Origin of the sequence: Halomonas sp. MS1, from assembly GCF_024182575.1 — a bacterium.
Classification (GTDB): domain Bacteria; phylum Pseudomonadota; class Gammaproteobacteria; order Pseudomonadales; family Halomonadaceae; genus Vreelandella.
In genome coordinates, this window is record NZ_CP098926.1 from 1,352,115 (window position 1) to 1,366,040 (window position 13,926).

At 53.4% G+C, this 13,926-nt stretch carries 13 protein-coding genes; 5 read left to right on the forward strand and 8 right to left on the reverse strand.

Going from position 1 to position 13,926, the window contains the following annotated elements; genetic code table 11:
• Positions 1 to 18: 18 nt before the first annotated feature.
• Both NF683_RS06000 and folK read right to left on the reverse strand, forming a co-directional pair.
• The gene (locus tag NF683_RS06000) at positions 19 to 840 is read right to left on the reverse strand and encodes a flagellin N-terminal helical domain-containing protein (protein ID WP_275050931.1); all 822 of its coding nucleotides are present in this window, start codon (positions 838 to 840) and stop codon (positions 19 to 21) included.
• Between the two features lie 74 nt (positions 841 to 914).
• On the reverse strand, positions 915 to 1,361 hold the full coding sequence (folK, locus tag NF683_RS06005) for a 2-amino-4-hydroxy-6-hydroxymethyldihydropteridine diphosphokinase (RefSeq protein ID WP_253921551.1): 447 nt from the start codon (positions 1,359 to 1,361) through the stop codon (positions 915 to 917).
• A gap of 204 nt (positions 1,362 to 1,565) precedes the next feature.
• Here folK and NF683_RS06010 point away from each other — a divergent pair, with 204 nt between their 5' ends.
• Together NF683_RS06010 and NF683_RS06015 are read left to right on the forward strand one after the other, a co-directional pair.
• Positions 1,566 to 2,312: an SDR family oxidoreductase gene (locus NF683_RS06010; RefSeq protein WP_253921552.1), complete on the forward strand. Its 747-nt coding sequence runs from the start codon at positions 1,566 to 1,568 to the stop codon at positions 2,310 to 2,312.
• A gap of 284 nt (positions 2,313 to 2,596) precedes the next feature.
• Positions 2,597 to 4,207, forward strand: coding sequence for a BCCT family transporter (locus tag NF683_RS06015; RefSeq protein ID WP_253921553.1), 1,611 nt, complete (start codon positions 2,597 to 2,599; stop codon positions 4,205 to 4,207).
• A 110-nt stretch (positions 4,208 to 4,317) separates the two neighbouring features.
• Here NF683_RS06015 and ybiO read toward each other — a convergent pair whose 3' ends face one another.
• The 5 genes from ybiO to trhO form a co-directional block, all read right to left on the reverse strand.
• Positions 4,318 to 6,699, reverse strand: coding sequence for a mechanosensitive channel protein (gene ybiO, locus NF683_RS06020; protein WP_253921554.1), 2,382 nt, complete (start codon positions 6,697 to 6,699; stop codon positions 4,318 to 4,320).
• Positions 6,700 to 6,926: 227 nt separating this feature from the next.
• Complete coding sequence (locus tag NF683_RS06025; protein WP_038479388.1) at positions 6,927 to 7,358, reverse strand: YqaA family protein; 432 nt, start codon at positions 7,356 to 7,358, stop codon at positions 6,927 to 6,929.
• 46 nt (positions 7,359 to 7,404) lie between these two features.
• Positions 7,405 to 8,226: an IclR family transcriptional regulator gene (locus NF683_RS06030; RefSeq protein WP_089040316.1), complete on the reverse strand. Its 822-nt coding sequence runs from the start codon at positions 8,224 to 8,226 to the stop codon at positions 7,405 to 7,407.
• A gap of 117 nt (positions 8,227 to 8,343) precedes the next feature.
• On the reverse strand, positions 8,344 to 9,150 hold the full coding sequence (locus NF683_RS06035; protein WP_253921555.1) for an enoyl-CoA hydratase: 807 nt from the start codon (positions 9,148 to 9,150) through the stop codon (positions 8,344 to 8,346).
• 106 nt (positions 9,151 to 9,256) lie between these two features.
• Positions 9,257 to 10,216 (reverse strand): oxygen-dependent tRNA uridine(34) hydroxylase TrhO, encoded by a 960-nt coding sequence (trhO, locus tag NF683_RS06040; protein ID WP_089040314.1) that lies wholly within the window; start codon positions 10,214 to 10,216, stop codon positions 9,257 to 9,259.
• Positions 10,217 to 10,437: 221 nt separating this feature from the next.
• Between trhO and NF683_RS06045 the strand changes: the two genes are divergently transcribed.
• Positions 10,438 to 11,127 (forward strand): pirin family protein, encoded by a 690-nt coding sequence (locus NF683_RS06045; RefSeq protein ID WP_253921556.1) that lies wholly within the window; start codon positions 10,438 to 10,440, stop codon positions 11,125 to 11,127.
• A 74-nt stretch (positions 11,128 to 11,201) separates the two neighbouring features.
• Here the strand turns inward: NF683_RS06045 and serA are convergent, their stop codons facing one another.
• Positions 11,202 to 12,446, reverse strand: a complete 1,245-nt coding sequence (gene serA, locus NF683_RS06050; RefSeq protein ID WP_089040312.1) for a phosphoglycerate dehydrogenase — start codon at positions 12,444 to 12,446, stop codon at positions 11,202 to 11,204.
• 283 nt (positions 12,447 to 12,729) lie between these two features.
• Between serA and NF683_RS06055 the strand changes: the two genes are divergently transcribed.
• Positions 12,730 to 13,026, forward strand: a complete 297-nt coding sequence (locus NF683_RS06055) for an exodeoxyribonuclease VII small subunit (protein ID WP_120386078.1) — start codon at positions 12,730 to 12,732, stop codon at positions 13,024 to 13,026.
• Positions 13,020 to 13,916 (forward strand): (2E,6E)-farnesyl diphosphate synthase, encoded by an 897-nt coding sequence (ispA, locus tag NF683_RS06060; protein ID WP_253921557.1) that lies wholly within the window; start codon positions 13,020 to 13,022, stop codon positions 13,914 to 13,916. Before NF683_RS06055 ends, ispA begins: the two co-directional genes overlap by 7 nt.
• Positions 13,917 to 13,926 lie beyond the last annotated feature (10 nt).

Here is a 13,926-nt window from a genome sequence, read left to right on the forward strand (position 1 = left end):
CGGTTAATAGCCCTTATGTTATAGACCTTCCAGTAGGCGCAGAATCATCTGCGGCTGCTGGTTGGCTTGAGCCAAGATAGCGATACCGGCCTGCTGTAGAATTTGCGCGCGAATTAGATTGGAAACTTCACGGGCATAATCAGCATCTTGGATGCGCGACTGAGCAGCAGACGTATTAATGATGTTGGTATTGAGTCCATCGATCACACTTTCGAAGCGATTTTGCACCGCGCCTAAATAGCTCCGCTGGCGATCCACCTGTTGAATAGCATCATCCATCGCCTTTAGCGGGTTATCCGTTGCGCTGCCATCATCTAAAACACTAAAGCTGTCCAGCCCTAGCGCCTGCCTATTCATGGCTGCGAAGCGCACCGCAATGCTATCGCCATCGTTAGCACCCACCTGAATATTTACCGCTTTGCTACTATCAAACAACTTGATGCCGTTGAAATTACTCTGCTCGGCAAGGCGATCAATCTCTTCTAGGCGTTGATCGATCTCAGTTTGAATTGAACCAAGATCATCGGAAGAGTTAGTGCCATTAGCCGCTTGAACACTCAACTCACGAATACGTTGCAAGTTATCGTTAATTTGGTCGAGCGAACCTTCTGCTGTTTGCGCCATGGAAATGCCATCATTGGTATTGCGAATGGCTTGCTCCATGCCACGCAGCTGAGCCCCCATGCGATTAGCAATCGCCTGCCCTGCCGGATCATCCTTGGCACTATTGATGCGTAGCCCAGAAGAAAGACGCTCCATAGCGGTCTGCATCGCTTGCTGACTGCTGCGCAGATTATTCTGCACGATAAGAGACATCAGATTTGTGTTTAGGCTTAGCAACGCTCGTCTCCGAGGAAGGTCAGCCTGCCCAAGGGTAGGAGGCTACACTGCTATTATCGGCCGCGACGCAAAAATCATGAATATGCTCGTTGTTTAAGTGTGCGGCAGCTGGCAGCCAGCACTTCATCTACCGGGCGACGCACGTAACTATGCTGGTAGTACCCCTCATCGATGACGTCTCCGTCCCACGCCACAATATCCAAGTCCATGGTTCTCGGCCCAGATTTAATAGGGCCTCGCACACGCCCAAGGCGGTTTTCCACCTCTTTTAAGTAAGCGCGGAAAGCGTCGTGATCCAGGGAGGTACGCACGAGTAACGCTGCATTCAGGAAGTCCGGCTGGTGTTGATAGCCAACCGGCGTTGTGCGAATCGCTTCTGAGCTAGCTATCAGCTCACACTCGCTGCGCAAAATAGTCAGTGCTTCGTGAAAGTGGTGTTCCGGCTCAATATTGGTACCGAGAGAGATTAAGCATTCATGGAGGGCCGTATCTGGCGTAGCGTTTAACGATGAGAGTGGCATAGCTGCATCCTAATCTTGTAGACCCTACTTTAGAAACCCGGCGCTTAGCGTCAAAATTCGAAGGCGGTTGTCAGGTCATATTGATGATACGTAAGATTAGCTTGCCTGCTATTTTGTTCAAGCTATGTACAAGATATTGACAAACGCTACGCTCACGCAGAAAGTCATACTCAACGCTAACGTTAATCCACTTGGGGAACTTGCATGAGTTCATCAGCTGCACTGATCACTGGCGGCGCAACACGTTTGGGACGCTATTTCGCCGAAGCCCTAGCGGCTAAGGGCTATGATATTGCCTTACATGTGAATAGCTCACGTGGTGAAGCCGAAGACGTTGCCAAGACGATTCGCGCCAAAGGACAGCGCTGCGAAATACTGCCATGCAATTTCCTGAGCGACTCTCTTGAAGAGCTTGTGACAGCCGCCAAACAACACTTCCCAAACTTAAATGTGCTTCTTAATAGCGCCTCTGCATATGAACCTGCTCCCATTTCAGGCACCGACATGGCCATGCTGGAAACGCAGTTTAGGGTCAATATGTTTACACCGTTGCTGCTCACACGTTACTTTGCAGACGCCGTCGATAGAGGCCAAGTCATTAATATTATTGATAATAAAGTGGCCTATCACCAGTACCCGTATGCCGCGTATCTATTATCGAAAAAGAGCCTTGCTGATATGACGCGTATGGCAGCGCTAGAGTTTGCACCACGCCTGCGTATTAATGGTATTGCTCCCGGCGTGGTACTGCCCGCTTCTCAACGCACCAGCGACTATATTCAGTGGCGAATTGAAGGTATACCCGTTAAACACCAGGGTGATCCCGCCCACCTTGTACAAGCGTTGCACTATTTATTAGACAATGAGTTTGTTGCTGGGCAAATTCTCTTTGTCGATGGGGGTGAGTCGATCAACCTTGAAGGGCAACATTCCGAAAACTATCCAGGCTGAAAGCATTCCAACCTACCTTTAAGCCTAGCTTTCAAATCTATCTTTCAAACCTGTCTTTAAAATCTGTCTTTAACGCCCTCTTACGCCATACGCTGCCGATGCTTATTAAGTCATTCGGCAGCTTTTCGTTGACGGTACGTTAAGCCCCGCACGATTTAATCAAAGGTCACATTTCCCACCTTCCATGGACAGAATAGTTGTCTGTAGACTCGTGAAAGTCGTCTTATTTCAGCTGGCATGCAACCCATCTAGGCGACTATTCCAACAATAAAAAGGAAATTCTCATGGAAAAACTCGCGCAACGACTGGGGCTGCGCACGGACCCCACCATTTTTTTTACTTCGGCTGGCTTGATGGTGCTGTTTCTGGTCGCACTCATTATTGCCCCCGAGACGATCGGAAGCATTTTTGCCGCTGGCCGTAGCTGGGTGGTTACCAATCTTGGCTGGTTCTTTATCTTTGGGGTTAGTTTCTGGCTGGTTTTCCTGCTGTGGATAGCACTCAGCCGTTACGGCAATATTCGCTTGGGCGACGAAGACGATCGGCCGGAGTACGGCAATATTTCCTGGTTCACGATGCTGTTTGCCGGTGGTATTGGCACAGTGTTGATGTTTTGGGGGGTGGCCGAGCCGGTCTTTCATTTTGCCAACCCGCCTCATGGCGATATTGAGCCACATACGGTAGAAGCCGCTCGTGAAGCGATGGGCTTTTCGCTTTACCACTTGGGCTTGCATACCTGGACCATTTTCACTCTGCCAGGGCTAGCCTTTGCCTACTTTATTTACCGCTACGACCTCCCTGTACGCGTCAGCTCAGTGTTCTATCCGCTGCTCAAGGAGCGTATCTACGGCCCAATCGGTAAAACGATCGATATCTTTGCGGTACTCGGAACGCTGTTTGGGGTAGCCGTTTCTATCGGGCTAGGTACCTCTCAAATTAATGCAGGGCTAAGCGAACTTTTTGGCGTTGCTGATAGCGTGACCACTAAAGTCATTATCATCATTGTGTTAACGGCAGTCGCAGTAGCCTCCATTGCAGGCGGGCTGGATAAAGGCGTGAAGCTGCTTTCCAACATCAATATCGGCATGGCCGTAGGGTTGATGTTGTTTGTCTTGTTTACCGGTTCGACCGTCTTTCTGCTACGTGGCATTATCGAAACGCTCGGCATTTATATTTCCAACATCGTGCCGTTGTCGTTCTGGAACGACACGCTAGCGCAATATACCCGTGAAGAAGGCAGCTGGGGCTGGCAGGGTAACTGGACGGTCTTTTACTGGGCCTGGACAGTGACGTGGTCTCCCTTTATCGGCTTGTTTGTCGCACGCATCTCCAAGGGGCGTACCATTCGTGAGTTTGTCCTTGGTGTGCTGTTTGCGCCTTCGCTGTTTACGCTGGTGTGGTTTGCTATTTTTGGCTGGTCGGCCATGGAAATCGATGGTATCGGCGCGGCCGCTCGCGAACAGTTGGGCGACCAGGCCGGTATGATGACGGCCGCTGTCATGGAGAGCGTGCCCTTAGCAATGTTTGCGTTCTTTGAGAACTTCCCCGCTGCTACGCTGATTCAAGGGCTTGCCGTCGTTATCGTGGCGATTTTCTTTGCTACTTCATCAGACTCCGCGTCGCTGGTCATCGACCTACTATGTACCGGTGATACGGACCCCGGCCCAATTCATCAGCGGGTATTCTGGGGCGTCTCGGAAGGTGCCGTTGCAGCCATGCTAATCGTACTCGCAGGGGATGCGGGACTAGTAGCGCTACAGCAAGTGATTACCGTCATCGGCCTGCCTATCTTTATCATGGTCTTCGCCATGGTCTTTGCACTGATGAAGGCGCTAATGAAGGAGAAGATCAAAATCGTACGCCCCAAAGGAGCACCCGAACTGGATAACCTATAAAGGGTTCTAACGTTCTGACGAACATGAGTTACAGCAGATGTTTCAACAACAGTGCCGCCCTTTTGGGCGGCACTGTTGTTTAGTTAGCCGTGTCAATAACCGGCACTCTATTACACACCGTCTACATCACCATGATCAGGTTTTAGATGATCAGACTCATTGGTGTCTTGAACTGACTGATTGGATAGCTGTTCGCTTTCCTGATGGATTGGCGATGTTTCTACCTTTTTACGTTCAGCGGTGGAGTCCAACACGCGCACATTGGCGGGCGGTGTTTTGCCACCTTTCGTTTCACCAAAATAGAGCGTGGTATGCGGGAATGGAATCTCGATACCTGCTGCATCAAAGCGCAACTTCACTAAACGGTTATAGGCACGCCCAACACCCCACTGATCGCCCGGCGTCGTTTTGATCACCACACGAATATTGACAGAGCTGTCGGCCAACGCGGTAACACCTGCCACTGTCAGGTCAGCCAGCAGTTTATGGCTGTGCTCTTCGCTCTCCTTCAGGTCTTCGAACGCCAACTGCAGCTGCTCAATTGCTTCATCGATGCTCTCGTTATAGCCGATACCGTATTCACCAACGTGGTTACCGTACTCACGCATATAGTTCGACACAGTATCAACGCTGGAGAACGGCACGATATGATAAGTGCCAGACAAATCACGTATGCCTACCGAACGAATACTTAATCGCTCAGCAGTACCAGTGACACCGCCTACCGTTACCACATCACCGGTGTTCATGGCATTCTCTACCTGAATAAAGATGCCGGTAATAACATCCTGAACCAGTTTTTGAGCACCAAAACCAATCGCTAAACCCAGCACACCGGCACCAGCAATGAGCGGCCCGATATTAATGCCTATTTCCGACAACACGATCATGCCGGTAATTGTCACCATGGCAATCACTAAGGCATTACGGAACAGGCTCAACAGCGTTTTAGCACGCGCAGAGGGTTCGCCATGGCCGGTTTCTGGGTTGAGCTTATGCTCGATCAGGCTTGCTAGCCCCAGCCACACACCGAACGCAACGATCAAGATTATGGCGACGCTGGTAAGTTTCCCGACGAGGTTCGCGCCACGTTCGGAGGCGTACCATGCCGCTAGGTTAAACACTCCCCAGGCATCCAAGACGACCATAACGACCGCTACTAATAGCACGGTACGCAGCACACGCAGGGCATTGGGCACATAGCTATTTAAGCGCACTTCCAGCATCGGCAGTTTGCGACGCAGATCATCGGATAGCCGAATACGCCGGCCAATCGTTTGCGTAAGGAACGCCGAGCTCAACAGCCCGATGACCACGGCGGCCAATGTTTTCAAGGTGGCAAACAGCACAAACGGCAATGCATCCCCAGGGCGTAACAAGGTAAGCACAAACACCATCAGGAAGTAGAGCAACGCAAACAAGTGCCAGGTTCGAGCAAACAAACGCAGCGACACGCGACTGGCGGTCATCGTCGCTCGCGCTGCCATCTGGTTAAGATTGTCACGCAGGCGCACACGGTTTTTAAGCACGACGCCGACCGCGTAGATGAAGGCCAGCAACATAATAAAGGTGCCGACGGCTTGGCCTAGGGTTGCCGCAATATAGAAATTAACCAGCGGCACGACCACCATCAAGCCATAGCCGACCATGCCAATTAAACGCGCTAACCAGCGATTCCAGTAGGAAGCTTCTTTTGCTGAAATAGGTAACAAGCGCAGCCCTTCATAGCGTGAAGAGAACAGCATTCGCATACCGGCTTTCAGCAGTTCAATCACCAAGAAGGCGTTTAGAAATAGTGAAGCGCGGGTAGAAAGTTCGCCTGTTTCCCCCACCGCAAACGCCGCCACCAAGTTACCGCCAACGTAAGCAAAAGCAACCAACAACACATCTACGACGGCAGCAATAGCGACACATAACACCAAACGCAGCACGGGCGTTAAACCACTGCCCTGCTGAGACCAGCCGCTGATTTTAGTAAATAACGGTTTAGCCAAACGGCGGCAAAGCAAAAATATCGCGAACGTCGCAACAATCACGATACCCAAATTAATTGCCGCACTAACAAACGCGGCCATGTCGAACGAGCTAGCGCCTTGGCCGGTAAATAGGTCGCCCACCACGGCCACTGCCTGCTCTATCTGTCCGCCAACATCACCAACCACACGACTGGTTAGCTCTGCAAGCTGACGGGGCAGTGATACATCCTCAGGGGCAAGGTCACTCCCCTGGGCGGCTGCTTCCGGTGATAACTCACTAGTCAGTTCATTGGGTAACACTGACGCTTGATTTCGCAGCAGCTCAATCAGTTCTTGGCGCGCTTGCTCATCTTCCAGCAGATCGGCAAGTGCCGAATAAGAGGGCTGCTCCTCTGCGTTAGCGGTGTCTTCGCTTCCCGCACTCAACGTCGTTTGAGCGAGTGCAGGCGTTGTCAGAAAGGCGAATAGCATCAATAACCAGACGCCTAGCCAGGGGAATAAACGTAATGGCGTCACACCTAAACCTCCCTTTGGATGAATCTTTCACTCAATGTCATTGCTAACTCTTTTATGCACATCGTTTCATGCACATCATAGTGCACGCTATTCATATTGCACTCTCGGCGAGTGCAAGATTTGTATAATTGATAAACAGGGTAACATGAGAAAAAGAGCGTGGCTCGCCACTCGCCGCGTCAATATTTGTGACATCAACGCGAGTTAAGCTGGCATCATCTGTCGATTTATCCGCACAGCGGCGCCAGCCATTGGTGGGCTAGCGCCAACAACAGTGCATAGCGCGCCCCTTTGGCCACCACAATCCAGAGCAACGCACGCCACCAGGGCAATCTAAAGATACCTGCGAGTACAGTAAGGGGATCACCCAGAACGGGTGCCCACGAGAGCAGCAAGCTAACTTCACCAAAACGTTTGTACCAACGCTCTGCACGCGCTAATCCAGTGGGTGACGCGGGGAACCAGCGACGATGTTGAAACTGGCGGGCATAACGTCCCAGCGCCACATTGATCATACTGCCCAGGGTGTTGCCAGCGGTGGCGACGAGCCAAAGCCCCAACGCGGGCTCACCTAAGCACCACAACCGTGCCAGCCACACCTCTGAACCGCCAGGCAGTAAGGTGGCGCTAGCCAACGCCACCCAGAATAGGCTAAACATAATGAGTGCCGTCTTTGTCAGTCACTGCAGGTGCGCAAAGCACCGCTTATCGAGGCAGTTGGCCACCTAACTGAAGGGTGATTTCGTCGGCGATGGTGCGCACTAACGCACCTAGCGCCAATAGGCGCTCTTCAGGAATACGCGCCATGGGTCCAGAGACTGAAATGGCTGCCAGCGGTGTGCCATGCTCATCGTGAATACAGGCGGCCACGCAGTGTAAACCCACCGCATGCTCCTCGCGGTCGCAGGCAAATCCCTGAGCACGAATAGTCGCCATTTCGATCAACAGCTCATCGGATTGATGCAGGGTATTTTCAGTCACTCGGGCAAGGTCGTAACCTTTAAGCAGCGCGGTACGCTCGTCTTCACTCATCCAAGCCAGTAGGGCTTTGCCCACCCCAGAAGCATGCAGCGGCGCCCGCGAGCCTAGACGAGTAATCATCCGCATCATCTGCGGCGACTCATGCTGGGCAAGAAAGACCGCCGTCGCACCATCCCGAATCCCCAGGTTCGCCGTTTCCCCCGTTTCTGCGGTTAAACGGCGTAAAAAGGGCCGGCTTTGGGCGACGACATCACGTGCTTCTAAAAAGCTATTACCAATGCGGAAGGTTTTAACATCAATGCGCCAAAGTCCCTGCTCACTCTCTTGCGTCACGAACCCCTGGCTTTGTAGCGCTTGTAACAATCGGTGAGTGGTGGATGGCGCGAGATCAGCCATTTCCGCCAACTCCGATAAAGCTAACCCTAATGGGCTTGCCGACAAATGCTCTAACAGCGTGAGGCCACGTACTAATGATTGGCTGTGCCCACCGCTCGCCTTGGTGGCCCCCGCCGGACGTCCGACTGACCTACGCTTTACGTCACTCACCTTACTTTCTCCTGAAAGCGCCTCTCCTGAAGGCATAAAGTGAGGGAGGATAACGCGCCAGCGGGGCCGCTGTCGCGTTTACGGAAACAAATTCCACCAATGATATCTCAAGCGTTGCTAGCGATGGCGCCACTGAGGTGGGCGCTTGGCGATGAAGGCATCAATACCCTCAGCTGCATCGTCTGCCAACATGTTGCACGCCATGGTTTCGCCAGCAAACGCATAGGCTTCCGCTAACGGCATCGCTAGCTGCCGTGCGAACATGGCTTTGCCAGTGCGCACCGCCACTGCGCTCTTGGCGCAGATGCTCGCAGTGAGTTCGCCCACGGCACTATCGAGTTCGCTCTCTTCGGCAACCCGGTTGATAAGCCCCCAGTCCGCGGCCTGGGAGGCGCTGATGAACTCGCCGGTCAGCAGCATTTCCATCGCCCGCTTTCGCGACACATTACGCGACAGTGCTACTGCAGGTGTCGAACAGAACAGCCCCACATTGATTCCTGACACAGCAAATCGGGCATTGCTAGCTGCCACAGCCAAATCACAGCTAGCGACGAGCTGGCAGCCAGCGGCTGTCGCAATGCCCTGAACTTTAGCAATCACAGGGACAGGCAAGTTAACGATGCTCTGCATCACCGCGCCACAGCGAGCAAACAGTGTTTGGTAGTAGGCTTTATCAGGGTTCGCACGCATCTGCTTTAAGTCATGCCCTGCGCAAAATGCCTTGCCGTTCGCAGCCAACACCACGCAGCGCACATGCTCATCCTGGGCAATGTCATCAAGCGCACGTTGCAGCGCCGTCAACATATCCTCAGACAATGCATTAAAGCGTTCAGGCTGGTTTAACGTAAGGGTCGTTACCCCTTGATAATCAGTGCGTTGCAGAAGTTCTGAAGACGCCAGTGGCGCATCTGAAGAGGCAGACATAGAAAGCTCCTAGACAGTCGAGAGTTGCTCAGTCTAGCGCGTACAAAGGCTAATGTTGGCGAGATACGACCAAAGAGGCCTCCTGAAGAGCAGGAGGCCTCGTGAGTTACGTGTTTGCGCGGTTGCCCTTGCGCTGGTTATAGCCTAGAGGATGGGGTTCACCACGGGCCTTAGCCAGTTCGATTTGGCGTTGACGCTCTCGGGCGGCAGCGCGGGTTTTTTCGGGGAGTGAGTCGATGCAGTGAGGGCAGCTGATGCCCGGCTCGTAGGCCGATGACTGCATATCATCAAGCGAAATAGGCATACGGCAAGCGTGGCACTGCTCATGCTCACCTTCGCTAAGGTCGTGGCGCACGGTGACGCGGTTATCAAACACGAAACACTCACCACGCCATAAGGACTGCTCTTCCGGGACCTTTTCGAGGTAGTTCAGCACACCGCCTTTAAGATGATAGACCTCTTCAAAGCCCTCTTTCAGCATAAAGCTGGAGGCCTTTTCACAACGGATGCCACCGGTGCAAAACATCGCGACTTTCTTGTGCTTTTCTGGGTTGTAGTGCTCACGCACGTACTCAGGAAACTCACGGAAGGTGGTCGTTTTCGGGTCAATCGCCCGCTCAAAGCTACCAATCGCCACTTCGTAATCATTGCGGGTATCAATCACCAGCACGTCCGGGTCGGAGATCACGTCATTCCAATCTTCCGGCTCCACGTAGGTGCCAACGGTATCGTTGGGATCAATATCCGGCACGCCCAGGGTGACGATCTCTTTTTTCAGTTTCACCTTAGTACGGTAAAACGGCGTTTCGTCACAGTAGGACTCTTTGTGGTCGATATCGCTTAAGCGAGGGTCGGCGGTCAGCCAGGCCAGCAGGGCATCAATGCCCTCACGAGTGCCCGCCACGGTGCCGTTAATGCCTTCTTTAGCCAACAGCAGCGTGCCTTTAACGTTGTTATCGACCATTGTCTGACGCAGAGGCTCACGCAGGGCTTCAAAGTCGTTCAGAGTGACAAACTTATACAGTGCCGCGACCACAATGGGCGGCATTTGGGTGGTTTCCGTCATGGAATACTCCTGGTAGTCGCCCTCGCAAAGGGCGGACCGGGTAAATAAACGCGCATAGTTTAGCAAACAATTCAGGCAAAGTGCTGCTCTGCCTGACAATGACTAGGGGGCGCTGATCAATCGTCGATTTATTCGATCTGACCATCTAAAAAGCTTCACCCCACGCGCCCGTCGAGCGGGCGTATATTGGTGTTATTCCTACGACGTTTTCGGAGAACACCATGCACATCCGTCGTTCTAACGAGCGGGGCTATGCCGACCACGGCTGGCTGCGTTCTTTCCACACCTTTTCGTTCGCCAACTATGTGGATCCTAACCATATGGGATTCCGCGCGCTGCGGGTAATTAATGAAGACCGGGTAGCCCCTGGCAATGGTTTTGGCGCCCACCCTCACCAGGATATGGATATCATCTCCTACGTGCTGGAAGGGGAAATGGAGCATCGCGATAATATGGGTAACGGTGAAGTCATGCGCCCGGGCGATGTACAGCGTATGTCCGCAGGTACTGGCGTATTGCACAGCGAGTTTAATCATTCAAAAGAGAACGGGCTGCATTTCCTGCAGATTTGGATCGAGCCTGCCAAGCGCGGCATTGCCCCTAGTTATGAGCAGAAAGCCTTTCCAATCGCTGAACGCCAGGGACAGTGGCGCTTAGTCGCTTCTCAAGATGGTCGCGAAGGGTCGGTGAGCGTTAACCAAGACGTTAACCTCTACGCTGGCTTGTTCGACGCTGGCGAGCAGGCGGCGGCCCCACCGTCACGCTATGCCTGGTTGCATGTGGTGAAAGGCACGATTGACGTTAACGGCGAAACCCTTGGCTCTGGAGATGCCGCCGCCTTTCAACCGGGTGAGACGTTTAGCGTAACCGGCGGACAAGCAGCCGAAGTGCTGCTGTTTGATCTAGCCTAGCGCAACCTCAGCCCTGAAACGAAAAACGGCCTCAAAAGTGAGGCCGTTTTAGATGATCACGCTGACAGCAGTGTTTAACTATTATGCGACGAGTACAGCGCGCGAATTTTCAGCGTGTGCTCAACTTTCTTCAACGCTTCTAGGGCCTGTGGGCCATAGGCTTTATCGACATCAATGACCACGTAGCCCACTTTGTCATTGGTTTGCAGGTACTGACCTGAAATGTTGATGCCGTTTTCAGACAGTACGCGGTTAATTTGCGATAACACGCCAGGCACGTTGTCATGAATGTGCAACAGACGGTGCTTATCCGGGTGAGCGGGCAGCGCTACTTCGGGGAAGTTAACAGAGGTAACCGTGGTGCCATTATCCGAATAAGTAATCAGCTTTTCAGCCACCTCAATACCGATATTCTCCTGAGCTTCCAGGGTAGAACCACCGATATGGGGCGTTAAAATCACGTTATCCAGGCCGCGTAGCGGGCTTTGGAACTCTTCATCGTTGCCTTTCGGCTCTACCGGGAAGACATCAATAGCGGCACCGTTCAGCTTGCCAGCCTTAATCGCCTCTGCCAGTGGTTCAATCTCAACAACGCTACCACGGGCTGCGTTAATCAGGATGGCGCCCTGTTTCATGGCCGCGATCTCTTTCTCGCCAATCATCCAGCGCGTAGCAGGCAAGTCAGGAACGTGTAGGCTAACCACGTCAGAGCGTTCTAACAATTGCTCCAGGCTCGCTACCTGATTCGCATTGCCCATGCCTAGCTTGGTGATCACATCGTAATAGATAACATTGAAGCCAAGCGATTCAGCCAATACTGAAAGCTGCGCACCGATGCTACCGTAACCAACGATACCCAGGGTTTTGCCCCGCGCTTCGTGGGAGTTTTTCGCCGATTTCAGCCAGCCGCCTTGGTGGGCGCGAGCATTCTTCTCGGGGATACCACGTAGCAGCATGATGGCTTCCGCCAGCACTAACTCTGCGACCGAACGGGTATTGGAGTACGGCGCGTTAAACACCGCGATGCCGCGCTTAAGGGCTGCCGTCAAGTCAACCTGGTTCGTTCCGATACAGAAACAGCCAACGCCCACCAGCTTTTCTGCCGCGTCAAATACGCGCTCATTGAGCTGCGTACGCGAGCGAATGCCGATGAAGTGCACATCACGAATCTTTTCGATCAGCGACGCTTCATCTAGCGATGTCGGCAGGTGCTCGATGTTCTCATAACCTGCGTTGTGAAAATTGTCCACCGCGCTTTGGTGGACGCCCTCGAGCAGCAGGATCTTGATCTTGCTCTTGTCCAGGGACGTTTTGGCCATGGCTGAATCAACCTCTATGGTCGGCGGCATGCGCCGTGTATCGGTTCACGGAAGGCGCATATGGTAGCACAATCACTGCCGCTCTCGGCGTCTTGAGATGATGAAAAGTGTGCGTTTACAAGATGAACCAGACGCAAGTAGCAGAATTGACCCAGGATGAGGGCAGACGCCACCCCCTTAGCTCGGTGTATACTGGGCGTTTATTTTTTGATAACACGGCTATAGTCACATTCGCCGCCCGTAATCAGCGTCAGGGCGCCAGCAAAATAGTAGGCCTTACCCAATGAGCGATAACACTCCACCAGCGCAAGATTTCGCCGCAACGGTTTCACAGCTTGAAACCATTGTGGAACGCCTTGAGTCCGGCGAACTCTCATTGGAGAACGCTCTGACCGCGTTTGAACAAGGCGTGAGACTCACGCGTGAAGCCCAGCAGCGGCTCGACAACGCCGAACTAAAAGTTCGCGCATTAAGTGAAGACCGCGATGGTAAGCTTGACGTTACCTCTTTCGCGACGGTTCCAGAAACGGACAATGCCACTCATCACGGCAACGACAGCGAGGAAACGCCGCCATGGTAACGACGGCTAATGCTTCTCAACTGGCGACGCTGCGCCACGCGAGTAACGCGCGGGTGGATGCCACACTTTCAGCCTTGTTTGACTCCCAACCAGCCATCGCGCCGCGCCTGGAAGCCGCTATGCGTCACGGCCTATTGGTAGGTGGTAAGCGCTTGCGGCCACTGCTGGTATATCTCGCAGGTAACGCGCTAGGGGCGCGGGACGACGCGCTGGATGCACCTGCAGCAGCCATTGAGCTGATTCATGCGTACTCATTGATTCATGACGATTTGCCTGCCATGGACGATGACGACCTGCGTCGCGGCCAACCCACTGTGCATAAAGCGTTCGATGAAGCCACCGCAATTTTAGCGGGAGACGCACTGCAAGCACTGGCCTTCGAGGTACTTGCCAGCCAGCCTCATCCACGGCTTGGCAGCATAGTCACCACGCTGGCCGTTGCCTCTGGCCGGGCAGGAATGGTCGCAGGCCAGGCACTCGACTTAGCCGCCGTAGGTGGCCATCCGGACGTGGATGCCTTGGCTCATATGCATGCCCACAAAACTGGCGCGCTGATTGTGGCCGCCGTGCGCTTAGGCGGCTTAGTCGCGGTGGATGAAAACGATCCTCGGCTTGCCGCTCTGATTCGCTACGCCCGCGCCATTGGTCTAGCCTTCCAGATTCATGACGATGTCCTTGATGTGACGGGCGATACCGTCACACTGGGTAAAATCTCTGGCGCTGATGCTGCACGTGCCAAGCCGACTTACCCCAGCTTACTGGGACTTTCCGGCGCACAACGCAAAGCAAATATGCTTATCGAAGAGGCCATTGCCGCCCTCGCCCCGCTTGGCGAGCAAGGCGCACCGCTGGCCGATCTTGCCCACTATATGATCGAGCGCGACCACTAAACGATGTCCA